16 protein-coding genes are annotated in these 18,207 nt (G+C 61.7%); 11 read left to right on the forward strand and 5 right to left on the reverse strand.

The features are described from left to right. Positions 1–98 precede the first annotated feature (98 nt). The 4 genes from pabB to rloA form a co-directional block, all read right to left on the reverse strand. Positions 99–1,442, reverse strand: coding sequence for an aminodeoxychorismate synthase component I (gene pabB / locus ACSAMW_RS21275; RefSeq protein WP_500591955.1), 1,344 nt, complete (start codon positions 1,440–1,442; stop codon positions 99–101). A gap of 64 nt (positions 1,443–1,506) precedes the next feature. Continuing rightward, positions 1,507–2,481 (reverse strand): alpha-L-glutamate ligase-like protein, encoded by a 975-nt coding sequence (locus ACSAMW_RS21280; protein ID WP_500594098.1) that lies wholly within the window; start codon positions 2,479–2,481, stop codon positions 1,507–1,509. Positions 2,482–2,483: 2 nt separating this feature from the next. Beyond that, the gene (gene rloB, locus ACSAMW_RS21285) at positions 2,484–4,025 is read right to left on the reverse strand and encodes an osmotic stress tolerance membrane protein RloB (RefSeq protein ID WP_500591956.1); all 1,542 of its coding nucleotides are present in this window, start codon (positions 4,023–4,025) and stop codon (positions 2,484–2,486) included. Positions 4,026–4,030: 5 nt separating this feature from the next. Next, positions 4,031–4,567, reverse strand: a complete 537-nt coding sequence (rloA, locus tag ACSAMW_RS21290; RefSeq protein WP_168084183.1) for a retropepsin-like aspartic peptidase RloA — start codon at positions 4,565–4,567, stop codon at positions 4,031–4,033. 217 nt (positions 4,568–4,784) lie between these two features. Here rloA and ACSAMW_RS21295 point away from each other — a divergent pair, with 217 nt between their 5' ends. The 5 genes from ACSAMW_RS21295 to prpF are packed head-to-tail and all read left to right on the forward strand — an operon-like array spanning position 4,785 to position 11,401. After that, positions 4,785–5,504: a GntR family transcriptional regulator gene (locus ACSAMW_RS21295; protein ID WP_500591957.1), complete on the forward strand. Its 720-nt coding sequence runs from the start codon at positions 4,785–4,787 to the stop codon at positions 5,502–5,504. Beyond that, the gene (gene prpB, locus ACSAMW_RS21300; RefSeq protein WP_500591958.1) at positions 5,501–6,388 is read left to right on the forward strand and encodes a methylisocitrate lyase; all 888 of its coding nucleotides are present in this window, start codon (positions 5,501–5,503) and stop codon (positions 6,386–6,388) included. Before ACSAMW_RS21295 ends, prpB begins: the two co-directional genes overlap by 4 nt. A 49-nt stretch (positions 6,389–6,437) precedes the next feature. Next, positions 6,438–7,565 carry a bifunctional 2-methylcitrate synthase/citrate synthase gene (prpC, locus tag ACSAMW_RS21305; protein WP_500591959.1) on the forward strand — a complete coding sequence of 376 codons (1,128 nt, stop codon included), beginning with the start codon at positions 6,438–6,440 and terminating at the stop codon, positions 7,563–7,565. 26 nt (positions 7,566–7,591) lie between these two features. After that, complete coding sequence (gene acnD, locus ACSAMW_RS21310) at positions 7,592–10,192, forward strand: Fe/S-dependent 2-methylisocitrate dehydratase AcnD (protein WP_500594099.1); 2,601 nt, start codon at positions 7,592–7,594, stop codon at positions 10,190–10,192. 24 nt (positions 10,193–10,216) lie between these two features. Continuing rightward, the gene (prpF, locus tag ACSAMW_RS21315) at positions 10,217–11,401 is read left to right on the forward strand and encodes a 2-methylaconitate cis-trans isomerase PrpF (RefSeq protein ID WP_500591960.1); all 1,185 of its coding nucleotides are present in this window, start codon (positions 10,217–10,219) and stop codon (positions 11,399–11,401) included. A 140-nt stretch (positions 11,402–11,541) separates the two neighbouring features. On the opposite strand, the gene ppsR is transcribed toward prpF, so the two are convergent. Then, positions 11,542–12,360: a posphoenolpyruvate synthetase regulatory kinase/phosphorylase PpsR gene (gene ppsR, locus ACSAMW_RS21320; protein WP_500591961.1), complete on the reverse strand. Its 819-nt coding sequence runs from the start codon at positions 12,358–12,360 to the stop codon at positions 11,542–11,544. Positions 12,361–12,521: 161 nt separating this feature from the next. Between ppsR and ppsA the strand changes: the two genes are divergently transcribed. The 6 genes from ppsA (at position 12,522) to ACSAMW_RS21350 (ending at position 18,207) form a co-directional block, all read left to right on the forward strand. After that, positions 12,522–14,891, forward strand: a complete 2,370-nt coding sequence (gene ppsA, locus ACSAMW_RS21325) for a phosphoenolpyruvate synthase (RefSeq protein WP_500591962.1) — start codon at positions 12,522–12,524, stop codon at positions 14,889–14,891. 127 nt (positions 14,892–15,018) lie between these two features. Further along, positions 15,019–16,029: an alpha/beta fold hydrolase gene (locus ACSAMW_RS21330; RefSeq protein WP_500591963.1), complete on the forward strand. Its 1,011-nt coding sequence runs from the start codon at positions 15,019–15,021 to the stop codon at positions 16,027–16,029. A 24-nt stretch (positions 16,030–16,053) separates the two neighbouring features. Beyond that, positions 16,054–16,353 carry a Rieske (2Fe-2S) protein gene (locus ACSAMW_RS21335; RefSeq protein WP_500591964.1) on the forward strand — a complete coding sequence of 100 codons (300 nt, stop codon included), beginning with the start codon at positions 16,054–16,056 and terminating at the stop codon, positions 16,351–16,353. 34 nt (positions 16,354–16,387) lie between these two features. Further along, positions 16,388–16,876: a ribonuclease E activity regulator RraA gene (gene rraA / locus ACSAMW_RS21340; protein WP_500591965.1), complete on the forward strand. Its 489-nt coding sequence runs from the start codon at positions 16,388–16,390 to the stop codon at positions 16,874–16,876. Between the two features lie 23 nt (positions 16,877–16,899). Beyond that, positions 16,900–17,892, forward strand: a complete 993-nt coding sequence (gene cmaX / locus ACSAMW_RS21345; protein ID WP_500591966.1) for a divalent cation transporter CmaX — start codon at positions 16,900–16,902, stop codon at positions 17,890–17,892. A gap of 69 nt (positions 17,893–17,961) precedes the next feature. Continuing rightward, positions 17,962–18,207: a CrfX protein gene (locus ACSAMW_RS21350; RefSeq protein WP_500591967.1), complete on the forward strand. Its 246-nt coding sequence runs from the start codon at positions 17,962–17,964 to the stop codon at positions 18,205–18,207.

The raw sequence follows: 18,207 nt of genomic DNA on the forward strand, positions 1-18,207 counted from the left end.
GCACCCGGTCCCACAGCGCTCAAGCCTGGCGCCGATCTGGTGTAGGAGTTCGCGCAGCGGACGAACCAGGGCAACCGCTGTACCGCGACGGCCTGTTCCTACAACGCTTCCAGCGTGTCCATCAGTACCTTCACCTTGATCAGTGACTCCTGGTACTCGTCCTCGGCGCGGGAGTCCATGACCACGGCGCCTCCGCCCCAGCAGGCGACACGTTCGTCTTCAATGAGCAAGGTACGGATGGCGATGGAGCTGTCCAGGTGGCCCCGCACATCCAGGTACAGGAACGCGCCACAATAGATGGCGCGGCGGTGCGCTTCGAGCTCATCGATGATTTCCATGGCCCGGATCTTGGGGGCACCTGTTATGGACCCTCCAGGAAAGCTACCAGCCAATAGGTCCAGCGCATCCTTGCCAGGGGCCAGCTGGCCCACCACGCTGCTGACCAAGTGGTGAACATTGGGGTAGGACTCCAACACGAACAGCTCGGGTACTTGCACACTACCGATGGCACAGGTACGCCCCAGGTCATTGCGCAGCAGGTCCACGATCATCAGGTTTTCGGCCCGGTCCTTTTCGCTGGTCAGCAGCGCAGCGGCTTCTGCCGCATCTGCCTCAGGCTGTGCGCAGCGAGGGCGCGTGCCCTTGATGGGCCGGGTTTCCACAGCACCCTTGTGCACCTGCACAAACCGTTCAGGGGAGTGGCTGAGGAGGGCGGTGTTGGCGTTGACCTGCATGAAAGCCGAATAGGGTGTGGGGCAGGCGCTGCGTAAAGCCTGGTAAGCCGCCCACGGATCGCCCTCACAGCGGCCGGCGAAGCGCCGCGTGAGGTTGACCTGATAGGTGTCGCCGGCACGGATGTAAGCCTGCACCTTGTCGAACGCCAGCCGGTAGGCGGGCTCGCCGAGTTCGTTGGCAAAGGGGGAGGTCATGTGAAACGGTTTGGTCAGGGGAGGCGACGGTGTTTCGAACAGTGCAATCAGGCGCTGCTGTTCGCTGACAGGCAGCGAGGGGTGCAGCACCAGCCAGGTGCACTGCTGCATATGGTCGCTGACCACGGCCCAGCCATAGAGCCCAAGCTGAGCATCGGGTAACGTGAAGTCCTTGGGTGGCCCCTCGCCAAACTGCTCGAAACGCCGCCCCAGGTCATAGGCCATAAAACCGATAAGGCCACCGGCAAAAGGTAGCTCGCAGCCGTCTGGCAGGGTCGCATTGCCCAGCCGGGCAAGGGCTGCCCTCAAGCGCTGAAAATAGGCGTTGCCTGTTTCTTGGGCCGTAGGCGCAAGGGTTTCCAGTGGCCAGGCGCTCAACAGGTCGAACCGACCTCGTTCAGCGTCGGGCTTTGCGCTGTCCAGCAGAACAGCGCCTGGCGCCTCTCTTAGGTACGCGAAGTAATGGGCCGGGTTGGCATGGTAAGGCAGAGGGTGCAGGCTGCAACTGGGCATGGGCAATCAGCGGTTTACGCAGGGGGGGCGATTGTAGAGCCTGGGCCCCCAGGCCTCCAGCCCTTCATGGCGTCACGTGGCCAAATGCTGCCTGAGCGAAGCGAGCGCGGGCTTCGGGTGTTTCGCTGCGCTCCTCGGCCGCCAGCATGGCCAGATGAGCCTCGATCGCGGAAGTGCGGTGCGCCAGGCCACAGTCGTTGGCGATCTGGATGTTCAAGCCTGGGCGGGCGTTGAGTTCGAGAATCAGTGGCCCCTTGTGCTGGTCCAGCACCATGTCCACCCCAATATACCCCAGGCCACACAGCTCGTAGCAACTGGCGGCCAAGTTCATGAAACCGTCCCAGTAGGGCAGTTGAACCCCTTGCACGTCGTTGGTGGTGTCTGGATGCTTTCGAATGATGCTGTTGAGCCAGGTGCCCTGCAGGGTGACGCCTGTGGCCAGGTCCACGCCTACCCCGATGGCACCCTGGTGCAGGTTCGCCTTGCCGTTGGACTGCCGTGTAGGCAAGCGGACCATGGCCATCACGGGGTAACCCATCAGCACGATAATGCGAATATCAGGTACGCCTTCGTAGCTGATGCTTTTGAAGATAGGGTCTGGCGTGACCCGGTATTCGATCAAGGCGCGATCACGGTGCCCGCCCAGGGAATACAGGCCAGTGAGGATGCTGGAAAGCTGGTATTCGATTTCCGAGCGGCTGACGATTTTGCCGGACACGGTACGGAACCGGTCCTCGAAACGATCGCCAATTACCAGGATGCCGTCGCCCCCCGCACCCTGTGCTGGCTTGATAACGAAATCCGGGCGATCGCCGACGATCTGGTCCAGCCGCTCGATTTCCTTCTCCGTAGAAATTACCCCGTACAGTTCAGGTACCTGGATACCCGCCGCAATGGCTCGCTCCTTGGTGATGATCTTGTCATCCACAATAGGGTACAGGCGCCGGTTGTTGTACTTGAGCACGTAGTCGGCATTGCGCTGGTTGATGCCCATGATGCCCCGCGCATGCAGGGCCTTCCACGTTTTGATAAGCCCCAGCATCAGGCGTCTGTCTCCCGGCCTTTCACGAACGCCTTGAAGCGCAGCAGCTCGGTCAGGCGGTAGCCCCGGTAGCGGCCCATGGCAAGCATGAAGGCTACCAGCACCAGCAGCACGGCCGGGAACGTGAACACGAAGTAGGTCAGCTCCGGTACGGTCATCAACAGGTGTGCCAGGGACGCTGCCAGCAAGGTGCCCGCTGCCACTTTCATGGCATGGGTGCCGCCGCGCTCTTCCCAGCTAATGGATAGCCGCTCGATGGTCATGGTGAGAATCACCATGGGGAACAGCGCTACCGACAGCCCGCGCTCCAGGCCCAGCTTGTGACTGAGCAGGCTGATGGCAGCGATCAGTACCACCACGAAGGTAAGGACCACGGACAGGCGCGGCAGCATTTGCAACTTGAGGTGTTCAAGGTAGGAGCGTAGTGACAGCCCCAAAGCCGTGATCAGGGTGAACAGTACGATACCGTAGCCCAGCTGTGTTTCCCGGAATGCCAGGGCGATCAGCACGGGGGTGAAGGTGCCCAGGGTCTGCAGGCCGATCAGGTTGCGCAGGATAAGGATCACCAGCACGCCGATGGGAATCATCACCATCACCATGAAGGTTTGCTGGGTTTGCAGCGGCAGCCCGTACAGGGAGTATTCGAGAAAGTCTGCGTCTGTGCTGGCATCGGTCAGCTTGGCCAGGCGAATGGCGTTCATTTCGCTGTTGTTGAGGGTGAAGGTGACGGCGATTTTCTTGCCACCTTCGAGCGTGACCAGTGGCTCATCGCCGGTCCACCAAAGCAGGCGGTCGGCAGGCATACCCTGTTCGCCGGTCTCCGGGTTGAAGTACAGCCACTTGGTGCCGTTGAAGCTGCGCAGCCACAGTTCCGGCGCCTGCGGCTGGTCGGCCACCAGCCGCAGGGTGTGGGCGCGTTCCATGGGCACATGGGCAATGGACAGCAGCAGGTCGATCACGCCGGCTTTGTGCTGGGGGGAAGGGTCCCCGGCCAGCAGCAGTTTCACGTTGTCGTCTGCCAGGTTGTTCACCCGGCGAATGGTTTCGCTGATGAAGGTTTCCACGTCGGCCGAATGCTGGCGAATGGGCGCCAGCAAGGCTTCGGCGGCGATTTTTTCAGGCCCTTCCAGTACCAGGCTGTCCCGGAAGATGGGGCCCTTCACCTTCGCTTTGTTATCGCTGTAGCGTTTGGTCAGGACCAGCCGGTAATACAGGGTCTGGTTGCCCGAGACCCGCCGGGAAGACCAGGTGACCTTGCGGTTGTTGTCAATGCGGTTGACGCTTACGCCATAATTATTGGAGATGAAGCTTTCGTTCAGGCTCACGTAGTCGCTGGTGAGCGGCGGCACGAACATCTGCACTTTTACCGGCGCTTTGGGCGTGGGCACGAACTCGACCTTGGCATCGATATTCCACAGGTCATCGGTTTCGTCCTCGGACACCGGAATGCCCAGTGCGAAGATCTGGTAACCCGTGATACCGGCGCCCAGCAACAGCAGGATCAAGATAAGCAGCTTGAGGTGGAGGGTCAGGGAACGCATTCAGGCTACTCGGCGTTGGACGCTTGTGGGGCGCAGGCGGGCTTGCCAGCGGTGTATTTCAAGGCAGGGTCCACTAGCGCGTCGAACCGCACCAGGGCTTCGGAGCCTACCAGCAAGGGATACTGAAAGGCGCTGCGATCGGTGAGGTTAACGTCGATGCGGCGCAGCGCCTTGCCAATGCAGACATTCAAAGCGATGACCGGGCGCGCGGTGTAGTGCTTGCCGCCCTCGGGGTCATAGTCCCCGGCACGGCGCTTGATGCGGCTCACACGCTCCAGCGGGCGTTCGATAGGGTGCTGATGGGCATCGTCGATGGCCAGGTAGAACCGCACCCAGGATTCGCCCTTGCGCTTGAACCGCTTGATGTCCCGGGCACTGAGCGAAGCGGTGATGGCGCCTGTGTCCAGCTTGGCAGCCACCTCCAGGTCGATTTCGTCCAGCCGAGCATATTCGTTCAAGCCGTAGGCCGTTTTTTCAGAGGCCAGGCTCAGGCCCGGGACCAGCAGCAAGCCGAGCAGGGAGGGGAATCTGGGTGTTCTCATGAGACCTGGGCAGTGGCGGGGCAAGGTAGAAGCGAACGCCCAGACAGCAACCTCTGGGGCGGTGCATTCTAGCACGATGCTTTCATGGCGCCAGTGAAGCTGGTGGGCAGGTTGATACCTAAACTGTTACAGAATTTTCATGATTGTCGACAATCGATTTGACACTTAGCACCTTCTTGCTGATTATTGGGGTGTTAGTGGGTGGGGTGTCGACAATATGCAGGTTGCTCAAGGTCAGGACCACAGGGTTGAGGTAGATTCTGAAACCATTGCCGAGTCGGTCTTTCGGCGCATTCAGGCCGCCATCGTGAAGGGTGACATCGCGCCTGGCAGCAAGATCTCGGAGCCGGAGCTGGCACGTACTTATGGCGTCAGCCGCGGGCCGCTGCGCGAAGCCATCCATCGGTTGGAAGGCCAGCGCCTGCTGGTGCGCATTCCTCATGTAGGTGCCCGGGTGGTGTCGCTGAGCCAGGCCGAGCTGATAGAACTGTATGACATTCGAGAGTCCCTGGAAGGGATGGCCTGCCGGCTGGCGGCAGCACGCATGACCGCTGCGGAAGTGGATGAGCTGCGCCGAGTGCTGGACACCCACGAGCGCGACGCCGGGTTCCAGGCCGGTGTGGGCTACTACCAGCAGGAGGGCGACTTCGACTTCCACTACCGCATTATCCAGTGCAGCGGTAACCGCACCCTGGCCCAGTTGCTGTGTGGCGAGCTGTACCAATTGGTGCGCATGTACCGTATCCGTTTCTCCACCACACCTAATCGCCCCCGCCAAGCATTTGCCGAACACCACCGCATCCTGGACGCCATCGCTGACCGGGACGGTGAGCTGGCCGAGCTGTTGATGCGCCGCCATATTGCCGGCTCCCGGCGCAATGTTGAGCAGCACATGGCCGGGCGCGTGCACGAACAAACACAACGAGGTGAGCCATGACCCAGCACAGTACCCCCGGCCAGCGTTTCCGCGACGCCGTGGCCAGTGAACACCCTCTGCAAGTGGTGGGGGCTATCAATGCCAACCACGCCTTGCTGGCACAGCGGGCCGGCTTCAAAGCCATTTACCTGTCTGGCGGTGGCGTAGCGGCAGGGTCCCTGGGGCTGCCGGACCTAGGCATCAGCAACCTGGACGACGTGCTCACGGACGTGCGCCGCATCACCGATGTGTGTGAGCTGCCGCTGCTGGTGGACGTGGACACGGGCTTCGGGTCTTCGGCCTTCAACGTGGCCCGTACCGTGCGCACCATGATCAAGTTCGGGGCGGCCGCGCTGCATATCGAGGACCAGGTTGGCGCCAAGCGCTGCGGTCATCGCCCCAACAAGGAAATTGTGACCCTGGGCGAGATGGTGGACCGCATCAAGGCGGCCGTGGACGCCCGCACCGATCCCAGTTTCGTGATCATGGCCCGCACCGACGCACTGGCCGTGGAAGGGTTGAATGCTGCATTGGACCGGGCCCAGGCCTGTGTAGAAGCCGGGGCCGACATGGTGTTCCCTGAAGCGATCACCGAGCTGGCCATGTACAAAACGTTTGCCAGCCGGGTGAACGCCCCCATTCTGGCCAACATCACCGAATTCGGCGCCACCCCTTTGTACACCACCGAAGAGCTGGGCGCGGTGGACGTTTCCTTGGTGCTGTACCCCCTGTCGGCGTTCCGTGCCATGAACAAAGCTGCCGAGAATGTGTACGCGGCCTTGCGCCGTGACGGCACGCAGAAAAACGTGGTAGACAGCATGCAAACGCGCATGGAGCTGTACGACGCCATCGGTTACCACGACTTTGAACAGAAGCTGGACGCCTTGTTCGCGCAACAGCGCTGACAGGCGTAGCGATCAATCCCCTAACAACTTCAAAAAAAGGATTCACGCAATGGCCGAAGCAAAAGTATTGAGCGGGGCAGGATTGAGAGGCCAGGTGGCAGGGCAGACGGCCTTGTCTACGGTGGGCCAGGCCGGCGCCGGGCTGACCTACCGGGGTTATGACGTAAAAGACCTGGCCGCCCATGCTGGTTTCGAGGAAGTGGCCTACCTGCTGCTAGAGGGCGAGTTGCCGAACCAGGCACAGTTGAACACCTACCAGGCACGCCTGCGTAGCCTGCGCGACCTGCCCCAGGCCTTGAAAGACGTGCTGGAACGTATTCCGAGCAGCGCCCACCCTATGGACGTGATGCGCACCGGCGCCTCCATGTTGGGCAACCTGGAACCGGAAGGCAGCTTCGAGCACCAGCGCAAAGCGACCGAGCGCTTGCTGGCCGCGTTCCCGGCCATCCTGTGCTACTGGTACCACTTCAGCCATAACGCCCAGCGTATTGAGTGTGCCAGCGACGAGCCCACCCTGGGCGGGCATTTCCTGCACTTGCTGCATGGAAAAGCGCCTAGCGACCTGCACCGCAAAGTGATGGATGTGTCACTGATTCTCTACGCCGAGCACGAATTCAACGCCTCTACCTTTACCGCCCGGGTATGTGCCTCAACCTTGTCGGACCTGTATTCGTGCGTGGTGGCGGCCATCGGCTCGTTGCGCGGCCCGCTGCACGGCGGGGCCAACGAAGCGGCCATGGCCATGATTGAACAATTCTCGTCCGCTGAAGAAGCGACCGCGGGCACGCTGGCCATGCTGGCGCGCAAGGACAAGATCATGGGCTTCGGCCACGCGATCTACAAGGACAGTGACCCGCGTAACGAGGTGATCAAGCAATGGTCGCGAACCCTGGCAGAGGCCGTGGGCGATACCGTGCTGTTCCCGGTGTCCGAAGCCATTGACAAGGTAATGTGGGACGAGAAAAAGCTGTTCCCCAACGCCGATTTCTACCATGCCTCGGCTTACCACTTCATGGGCATTCCTACCCCGTTGTTCACGCCTATATTCGTGTGTTCACGGGTCACGGGCTGGGCTGCCCACGTGTTTGAGCAGCGTGCTAACAACCGCATCATACGCCCCAGTGCCGAATACACGGGCGTCGAGCAGCGTGCCTTCATCCCCCTTGAACAGCGCTGAACTTCACTGTGACCGAGCCTGCCGCCATGAATACCGAGTACTGCCTACCTCTGCCAGGCACTGGCCTGATGTATTTCGACACCCGCACTGCCGTGGACGCCATTCAGCCAGGCGCCTACGCGCGCCTGCCCTACACCTCGCGGGTATTTGCCGAAAACCTGGTGCGCCGCTGCGACCCGGCCACCTTGCGCGCCTCACTGTTGCAGCTGATCGAGCGCAAGCGTGACCTGGACTTTCCCTGGTTCCCGGCGCGGGTGGTGTGCCATGACATCTTGGGGCAGACCGCCCTGGTAGACCTGGCGGGGCTGCGCGACGCCATTGCAGAGCGAGGTGGCGACCCGGCCCAGGTGAACCCGGTCGTGCCCACGCAACTGATCGTGGACCACTCCCTGGCTGTTGAATGCGGCGGCTACGACCCCGATGCTTTTGCCAAGAACCGCGCCATCGAAGACCGTCGCAACGAAGATCGCTTCCATTTCATCGACTGGACCAAGCGTGCGTTCAAGAACGTGGACGTGATTCCACCGGGCAACGGCATTCTTCATCAGATCAACCTGGAGCGCATGTCGCCGGTGATCCAGGTGCGTGACGGTGTGGCGTTCCCGGACACCCTGGTGGGCACCGATTCACACACCCCCATGGTGGACGCTCTAGGGGTAATCGCCATTGGCGTGGGTGGGTTGGAAGCGGAAAGCGTGATGCTGGGGCGGGCGTCCTGGATGCGCCTGCCGGAGATCGTCGGCGTAACGCTTACCGGCCGGCCGGCTCCCGGCATCACGGCTACAGATATGGTGCTGTCGCTGACCGAGTTCCTCCGCCAGCAGAAGGTAGTGGGCGCTTACCTGGAGTTCAACGGGGAGGGGGCTAGCAGCCTTACGTTAGGCGATCGGGCCACCATCGCCAACATGGCCCCGGAATATGGCGCCACGGCGGCTATGTTCGCCATTGATGAACAAACTATTGCCTACCTGCGCCTGACTGGGCGTGAGGATGAGCAGGTCGGGTTGGTTGAAACCTACGCCAAGGTCGCAGGGCTATGGGCAGCAGACCTGGCAAACGTGCAGTATGAACGGGTGTTGAGCTTTGACCTGGGCACGGTGGTACGTACCCTGGCAGGCCCTTCGAACCCGCACCGGCGCCTGCCGGTCAGTGAACTGGCGGCCCGAGGCGTGTCTGGCGTGGTCGAGAACGAACCGGGCAAGTTGCCAGACGGCGCAGTGATCATTGCGGCCATTACCAGCTGCACCAACACCAACAACCCTCGCAACATGGTGGCGGCAGGGTTGCTGGCCCGCAACGCTAATCGCCTGGGCCTGGCGCGCAAGCCGTGGGTGAAAACCTCCCTGGCGCCGGGCTCCAAAACCGTGGCGCTGTACCTGGAAGAAGGGCAGTTGCTGCCCGAGCTGGAAGCCTTGGGGTTTGGGGTGGTCGCCTTTGCCTGTACCACCTGCAACGGCATGTCCGGGGCGCTGGACCCGGCTATCCAGCAGGAAATCATCGACCGGGACCTGTATGCCACGGCAGTGCTGTCTGGCAACCGCAACTTCGACGGGCGCATTCATCCTTACGCGCGCCAGGCGTTTCTCGCCTCACCGCCCTTGGTCGTGGCCTATGCCATTGCTGGGACCATTCGCTTCGACATCGAGAAAGACGTGCTGGGCCTTGGCCCGGATGGCCAGGAAATACGCCTCAAAGACCTGTGGCCCAGCGACGAGGAAATCGATGCGGTGGTACACGCTTCGGTCAAGCCTGAACAGTTCCGCCGTGTGTACATTCCCATGTTCGCGGTGCAGCCCGGCAGCACCGAGCACGTCAGCCCCCTCTACCCGTGGCGGCCGCAAAGCACGTACATTCGCCGCCCGCCGTACTGGGAGGGCGCATTGGCCGGCGCGCGCAGCCTGGCCGGCATGCGCCCGCTGGCCCTGCTGGGGGACAACATCACCACCGACCACTTGTCACCGTCCAACGCCATTCTGCTGGACTCGGCCGCGGGCGAGTACCTGGCCGCCATGGGCCTGCCCGAAGAAGACTTCAACTCCTACGCCACCCACCGCGGCGACCACCTTACCGCGCAGCGTGCAACCTTTGCCAACCCCAAGCTGTACAACGAAATGGTGCGCGACCTGGCCGGTGAAGTGAAGCAAGGCTCGTTGGCGCGCGTGGAGCCCGAGGGGCAGACGATGCGCATGTGGGAGGCCATTGAAACCTACCTGCAGCGCAAACAGCCGCTGATCATCGTGGCAGGTGCAGACTATGGCCAGGGCTCGTCGCGGGACTGGGCCGCCAAGGGTGTTCGCCTGGCTGGCGTGGAAGTGATCGTGGCCGAAGGGTTCGAGCGCATCCACCGTACCAACCTGATCGGTATGGGCGTGCTCCCGCTGGAGTTCCTGAACGGTACTACCCGCCTCACCTTGGGCCTGGATGGCACCGAAACCTACGACGTGACCGGTACCCGTACACCTCGTGCGTTACTGCTGCTGGTGATCCATCGCCGTAACGGTGAGCGCGTGGAAGTGCCGGTGATGTGCCGGTTGGACACGGCCGAAGAGGTGTCTATCTATGAGGCCGGTGGGGTGCTGCAACGGTTTGCCAACGATTTTCTCGATGCCACTACCGCGGCGGCCTGAGCCGCCTTTGCTGAGGATGTTCACATGGCCTACCCGGCGCAACTTCGAATCCCGGCCGTTTATATGCGGGGCGGCACCAGCAAAGGGGTATTCTTCCGCCTGGAAGACTTGCCGCAAGCGGCTCAGGTAGCCGGCCCTGAGCGCGACCAACTGTTATTGAGGGTGATCGGCAGCCCGGACCCGTACGGCAAGCACACTGACGGTATGGGCGGGGCCACCTCCAGTACCAGCAAGGTGGTTATCCTGTCGCCCAGCAGCCGGCCCGGCCATGACGTGGACTACCTGTTCGGGCAGGTCGCTATCGATGCGCCTTTTGTGGATTGGAGCGGCAATTGCGGCAACCTGTCGGCAGCCGTTGGGGCCTTTGCAATCAGTGGCGGCATGGTCGAAGCCGCGCGCATACCTAGGAACGGCACTGCTACGGTCCGGGTGTGGCAGGCCAATATCGGCAAGACCATCATCAGCCATGTGCCGATAACAGAGGGTGCGGTACAGGAAACCGGCGATTTCGAACTCGATGGCGTGACCTTTCCAGCTGCTGAGGTGCAACTGGAGTTCCTTGAGCCTGCGGACGACAGTGAAGGCGAGGGCGGCGCCATGTTCCCGACGGGCCAGCCGGTCGATGACCTGGAGGTGCCGGGTGTCGGTACGTTTCGGGCCACTTTGATCAATGCGGGCATTCCCACGATTTTTCTCAACGCTGCCGACCTTGGCTACACCGGCACCGAACTGCAGGGCGCAATCAACGAGAGCCCTGAGGCACTGGCGCAGTTTGAACGCATACGTACGGCAGACGCTTTGCGTATGGGCCTGATTCAAGACGCCGCGGAGGCCGTGGCGCGCCAGCACACGCCCAAGGTGGCCTTCGTAGCCCCACCCCAGAACTACACCGCCAGCAGCGGTAAGCAGATAGCAGCCGAGGATGTGGATGTGCTGGTGCGGGCGATGTCCATGGGCAAGTTGCACCACGCCATGATGGGCACCGCCGCGGTAGCCATCGCCACGGCGGCGGCGGTGCCAGGCACTCTGGTAAACCTGGCGGCAGGTGGGGGTGAGCGGCAATCCGTACGGTTCGGCCATCCCTCAGGCGTGCTGCGGGTGGGTGCCGAGGCCCGGCAGGTGGATGGCCAGTGGACCGTCACCCGCGCCCTTATGAGCCGCAGTGCGCGGGTGCTGATGGAAGGGTGGGTACGGGTGCCGGTGGCCTGAGCCTTTCAATTTGTGCCACAGGTTCCCGGCCTCCGCCCCCGGCTGCGGCCGGTCCTACACACAAATCAGCGAATGGCAGGGTGCTGTAGGAGCCGGCGCCAGCCGGCGAACAGGGGGAATGGTCACACGGGTTCAAGCACCTACTTGAACCGCCGCTCAACGCCCATCTCCACCAGGATCTTGGCGGAGATTTCCTCCACCGAGAAATGGGTGGAATTGATGTGGGGGATGCTTTCTCGGCGGAACAGGCTCTCCACTTCACGCACTTCGAATTCGCACTGGGCAAAACTGGCGTAGCGGCTGTTGGCCTTGCGCTCGTGGCGGATGGCCGTGAGGCGGTCGGGGTCGATGGTCAGCCCAAACAGCTTATGCCGGTGTGCTTTAAGGGCGGCGGGCAGTTGCAGGCGCTCCATGTCTTCTTCAGTGAGCGGGTAGTTCGCTGCCCGAATGCCGAACTGCATGGCCATGTACAGGCACGTCGGTGTCTTGCCTGAGCGCGACACACCCACCAATATCAGGTCCGCTTTGTCGTAATAATGCGTGCGAGCCCCATCGTCGTTGTCCAGGGCGAAGTTCACGGCCTCGATCCGGTCCATGTAGTTGGCATTGCCTGCAATGGAGTGGGACTGCCCCACGGAGTACGACGAATGCGAGCCAAGCTCCAGTTCCAGAGGGGAGAGGAACGTTGAAAAGATATCGATCATAAAGCCGTTGGACGTGGCGAGAATTTCGCGGATGTCCTGGTTCACAATCGTATCGAAGATGATAGGCCTTACGCCGTCACGGTCTGCTGCGCCATTGATTTGCTGCACCATGGTGCGGGCCTTTTCGACAGTGTCGATATAAGGCCGAGTGAACTTGTTGAACGTAATGTTTTCAAATTGCGCGAGCAAACTCTGACCGAGGGTTTCGGCCGTGATGCCCGTGCCATCGGATATAAAAAAAGCTGATCGTTTCATGTGCGCCCCGGGCTTTAGGCTGTGGAAGGATCCTGAGATATCATAGGCCCGTTTCGCTGGGCGCCGAGTCTCATATTCTCACGCATTTCAAAGGCTCGGGCCACTGGCCCCGGCGGGTACCTTGGAGGTACTCGATCCATCCCTTTTGCGGAGACACCACCTTGGTAGATTACGTAGTTTCCCTCGATAAGCTCGGCGTCCATGATGTGGAGCATGTGGGGGGCAAAAACGCATCCCTGGGCGAGATGATCAGTAACCTGGCCGGTGCCGGCGTGTCGGTACCCGGTGGCTTTGCCACCACGGCCCAGGCCTATCGGGACTTCCTGGAGCAGAGCGGCCTGAACGATCAGATCCACGCGGCCCTTGATGCCTTGGACGTGGATGACGTCACCGCCCTGGCCCGCACCGGCGCGCAGATCCGCCAATGGGTGATGGACGCGGACTTCCCCGAGCAGCTCAATACCGAAATTCGCGAACATTTTGCGCTGATGTCCCAAGGTAACCCGGACATCGCCGTGGCCGTGCGTTCTTCGGCGACCGCCGAAGACTTGCCCGACGCCTCGTTCGCCGGCCAACAGGAAACCTTCCTCAACATCCGTGGCGTGGACAACGTGATCCGTGCCGCCAAGGAAGTGTTCGCCTCCTTGTTCAACGACCGCGCCATTGCCTATCGGGTACACCAAGGCTTCGATCACAAGCTGGTGGCCCTTTCGGCTGGTGTGCAGCGTATGGTTCGCTCCGAAACCGGCACGGCCGGGGTGATGTTTACCCTGGACACCGAGTCCGGTTTCCGTGACGTGGTGTTTATCACCGGTGCCTACGGCTTGGGCGAAACCGTGGTGCAAGGGGCCGTCAACCCGGACGAGTTCTATGTGCACAAGGCCACGCTTGAGGCAGGCCGCCCGGCGATCCTGCGTCGGAACCTGGGGAGCAAGGCCATCAAGATGGTGTACGGCGAGGAGGCCAAGGCGGGCCGCTCCGTCAAGACGGTGGACGTGGACAAGGCCGAACGCGCACGCTTCTGCCTCACCGATGCCGAGGTCAATGAACTGGCCAAGCAAGCCATGATCATCGAGAAGCATTATGGCCGCCCCATGGACATCGAGTGGGCCAAGGACGGTGACGACGGCCAGTTGTACATCGTGCAGGCCCGCCCGGAAACCGTGAAAAGCCGCTCGGCCGGCAACGTGATGGAGCGCTACCTGCTCAAGGAAAAGGGCACGGTGCTGGCCGAAGGCCGTGCCATCGGCCAACGCATCGGCGCTGGCAAGGTGCGCATCATTCGCGACGTGTCGGAAATGGACAAGGTGCAGGCCGGTGACGTGCTGGTATCGGACATGACCGACCCGGACTGGGAGCCGGTGATGAAGCGCGCCAGCGCCATTGTAACCAACCGCGGCGGGCGCACTTGCCACGCCGCCATCATTGCGCGGGAGCTTGGCATTCCTGCAGTGGTAGGTTGTGGCAATGCCACACAGCTGCTGCAGGATGGCCAGGGCGTGACAGTGTCCTGCGCCGAGGGTGACACCGGCTATATCTTCGAAGGCGAGCTGGGCTTCGACATCAAGCAGAACTCGGTCGATGCCATGCCCGAGTTGCCGTTCAAGATCATGATGAACGTAGGCAATCCAGACCGAGCGTTCGACTTTGCCCAGTTGCCCAATGCCGGGGTGGGCCTGGCGCGGCTGGAGTTCATCATCAACCGCATGATCGGCGTTCACCCCAAGGCGCTGTTGAACTACAGCGACCTGCCTGCCGACATCAAGGACAGCGTCGACAAGCGCATTGCCGGCTACGAGGACCCGGTGGGCTTCTACGTCGAAAAGCTTGTGGAAGGCATCAGCACCCTGGCCGCTGCTTTCTACCCCAAGAAGGTGATCGTGCGCCTGTCGGACTTCAAGTCCAACGAGTACGCCAACCTCATCGGCGGCAAACTGTACGAGCCTGACGAAGAGAACCCGATGCTGGGCTTCCGCGGTGCCTCCCGCTACATCAGCGAATCCTTCCGGGACTGCTTCGAACTGGAATGCCGGGCGTTGAAGCGTGTGCGTGAACAGATGGGCCTAGACAACGTTGAGATCATGGTGCCATTCGTGCGCACCCTAGGCGAAGCCAGCCAGGTGGTAGACCTGCTGGCCAGCAATGGCCTCAAGCGCGGCGAAAACGGGCTGCGCGTGATCATGATGTGCGAGCTGCCGTCCAATGCCATTCTGGCCGAGGAGTTCCTGGAATACTTCGACGGCTTCTCCATCGGTTCCAACGACCTTACCCAACTTACCTTGGGCCTGGACCGTGACTCCGGCATCATCGCCCACCTGTTCGATGAGCGTAACCCAGCCGTGAAAAAGCTGCTGGCCAATGCCATCCAGGCCTGCAACAAGGCTGGCAAGTACATCGGCATTTGCGGCCAGGGCCCCTCCGACCACCCAGACCTGGCCAAATGGCTGATGGAGCAGGGCATTGAAAGCGTGTCCCTGAACCCGGATTCGGTGCTTGAAACCTGGTTCTTCCTGGCAGAAGGCCAGGCCTGAGAGGATACCGTTCAGCGGTGCCTCTCAGATATTCTGTAAGCACCTGGCCTTGCCCACTCAGGCAAGGCCAGGTGCTTACGTTGTCTCAAGCGCTGAGATGTATTCCCTCCTTCTACAGTTGTGAACCATGCAAAGCAGCAGCCGTTTATTCCCAGTCGCCTTGCTCCGTGCGGAGCGATGCGGCGACCTCAGTGAAGACGTTTACCGCATCAAGGCTGGCAACAGCCCCGACCCTTCCGTAGAGCTGGCCGTTACCCGGTTGGGCCTGGCGGACCCTAACGGCCCGGGGCGTGGCGCGCCGGTCATTCTGTTGCATGGCAGCTTTTCCAACCGGCGGTTCTGGTATTCCCCCAAGGGGATCGGGCTTGGCGCTTCTTTGGCGCGTGCCGGGTTTGACGTATGGATTCCCGAAATGCGAGGCCATGGCCTGTCGCCCCGCAACCTCAACTATCGCCATAACGGCGTGGCTGATTACGCCCGCCATGACCTGCCGGTGATCAACGCCTTTGTGGCCGAGCTGAGCAACCAGCGGCCGTTCTGGCTGGGGCACTCCCTGGGCGGTATCACGCTGGCGGCTGCGTTGGGTGAAGGTACGCTCACTGCCGCAGACGTAGCGGGCGTAGGGTTGTTCGGTAGCCAGGTCAGCCGCGCAGCCTGGCCGCTACGGGTGGCCCCGCTCAACTGGCTCTTTCGCGTGCTGCTGCGCGGGTTCGACCATGTCTCCGGGCCCCGGCTCAAGCGTGGGCCCGAAGATGAACCTGCGGGTGTCGCCATGGAACTGCTTCGCTGGTACGGGCTGCGGCGCCGAGCCGGCCGAGGCGGGGCAGACTGGCGCGAAGGGCTTGCCAGTGTTCACGTACCACTGCTGGTGGTTGCCGGCGCGGGCGACCACCAGGACCCGGCCTGGGCCTGCGAACAGTTGTTCGAGCGCTTCGGCGGAGGTGGTCAGTTTTTGCTGCTGGGCCGTGCTCAGGGGTTTACCCAGGACTTCGGCCACGTAGACATGTTAGTGAGCAAGGCAGCCCAGGCCGAGGTATGGCCCTTGGTACAGCGCTGGTTGGCCGCCCCGTCGCGTGGGCTGCCTCAGGCCAGCGTGCCAGATGAGATGGCAACGGCCGAGGTGGCGGCTAAGCTGTGATCAACCCGGTAATGAGGTGGTGTTGTGTTCGTGACCTTGGAACGGCTGATCAACCTGGATGAAGGCTACAAACGCGCCTTTGCAGTGTCCGGGAGGCAATTGCTGCTGATCGTCGATCAGGGGCAGCACCTCTTGTTCGAAAACCGCTGCCCGCACCAAGGTGCGCCCTTGCATGACGGCACCTTGGCCAACGGCATGCTGCGCTGCCGCCGTCACGGCATCGAGTTCGACGTCCACAGTGGCCGGCCTCGGCTGGCTCAGTGCGGTGCGCTTACACGCTGGCCGGTGGTGTATGAGGGGGATCGCCTCGGTATTGACCTCTAACCATCGCTTCGATCAAAGAAACAGGAGTTCAACCATGCACTACCTTACCCCTGATCTGTGTGACGCCTACCCCGAACATGTCCAGGTGCTTGAACCGATGTTCAGCAATTTCGGTGGTCGGGATTCTTTTGGTGGCGAAATCGTGACCGTCAAATGCCATGAGGACAATTCCCTTGTCCGGGCCCAGGTGGACATCGATGGCAAAGGCAAGGTGCTGGTTGTGGATGGAGGTGGTTCGCTGCGTTGCGCACTGCTTGGCGACATGCTGGCGCAAAAGGCGGTTCACAACGGCTGGGAAGGTATTCTGATCTACGGCTGCATCCGCGATGTGGATGTGATTGCGCAGCTGGACATCGGCGTGCAGGCCTTGGCGACCCATCCCATGAAAACCGACAAGCGTGGCCTTGGCGATCACAACATCCCGGTCACGTTCGCCGGTGCCACGTTACGCCCTGGCAGCTACCTGTATGCTGACAATAATGGCGTGATCATATCGCCCGTGCCTTTGAGCATGCCCCAGTGAATCCTCAGGAACTATGATCACCGATGGTAGAACAAGACAACGCCGGAGGGCTGGTGCACGCGCGTGTCCTCGATGGCCAGGGTGGCGCGCGTGTCATCACCCAGGCGGAGCTGGCAGGCCTGCAACTCGGCGAACATGAAAGCCTGTGGCTGCACTGGGACCGCAGCCATGCCCAGACTCAGGCGTGGCTGCGCGACCGTAGCGGGCTGAACGACTTTGCCTGCGACCTGTTGCTGGAGGAAAATACCCGTCCTCGGCTAGTGCCCTTGCCCGAGTCTCAATTTCTGCTGTTTCTGCGGGGCATCAACCTTAATCCCGGTGCGCAACCTGAAGACATGGTGTCCGTCAGGATTTTCGCTGAAGAGCGCCGGGTGATTTCATTAAGGCTCAGGTCCTTGCGCGCCACTGAGGACCTGGTCGCTCGGTTGGCGGCAGGCACGGGGCCAAAAAACTCGGCAGACCTCGTACTGTACCTGGCCGAACGCCTCACTGACCGTATTCAAGCGGTGATCGACCAGCTCACCGATACCCTCGATACCGAAGAAGAGCGGGTAGACGCTGAAGAAGGGTATGCACCCGAGCATGCCAGCTTGCTGCACCTGCGCCGACGCACCGCTGGGCTCAGGCGGTTTCTGGCCCCCCAGCGTGACCTGTTTGCCTTGCTGGCGCGCAACGGCCCTGAGTGGTTTGCGGGGGAAGACAGCGGTTACTGGAATGAGTTGAACAATAGCCTCATTCGCTACCTGGAGGAGCTGGAGCTCAACCGTGAACGCGTGGCGCTGCTGCTCGAAGCCGAAGAGCGTCAGTTGGACGAGCGGATGAACCGCACCATGTACCGCTTTGGTGTGGTAACCGGGATTTTTCTGCCTATCACCTTTATTACCGGCTTGCTGGGCATGAACGTCGGCGGGCTGCCTGGCGCTGACAACCCTGAGGGTTTCTTCATTACCTGTGGCATCACCCTGGCGGTGGCGGTGGGGCAGTGGTTGCTGTATCGGCGCCTTCGCTGGGTATGAGGTTTTGTGCAAAGGATGTGACCCGGCCTGAGAGCGGTGCGTCTTTAAGTCACATTCGTGAGGTAATGCATGCACGATCCATTTGAACAGTCCTTGAAGGACATGCTGAACGCTGCGCCCGAAGGCCGTGACGACGGTGCCTGTCTTGGCCGGGTGCTCAAGACCGCCAACCGTCAGGTAGGCGCTCAGGACCTGTTCGGGCTGATCGGGCGCTGCTTCCAGGCTGGTGCGCTCGCCTTGAGCCAGGGTGCGCCGCATGTAACGCCTGTTTCCCGCCGTACCCGTACCGCGCACTGCGCGGATAAGGCTGATTGA

Source organism: Pseudomonas sp. AB39(2026) (genome assembly GCF_059831485.1).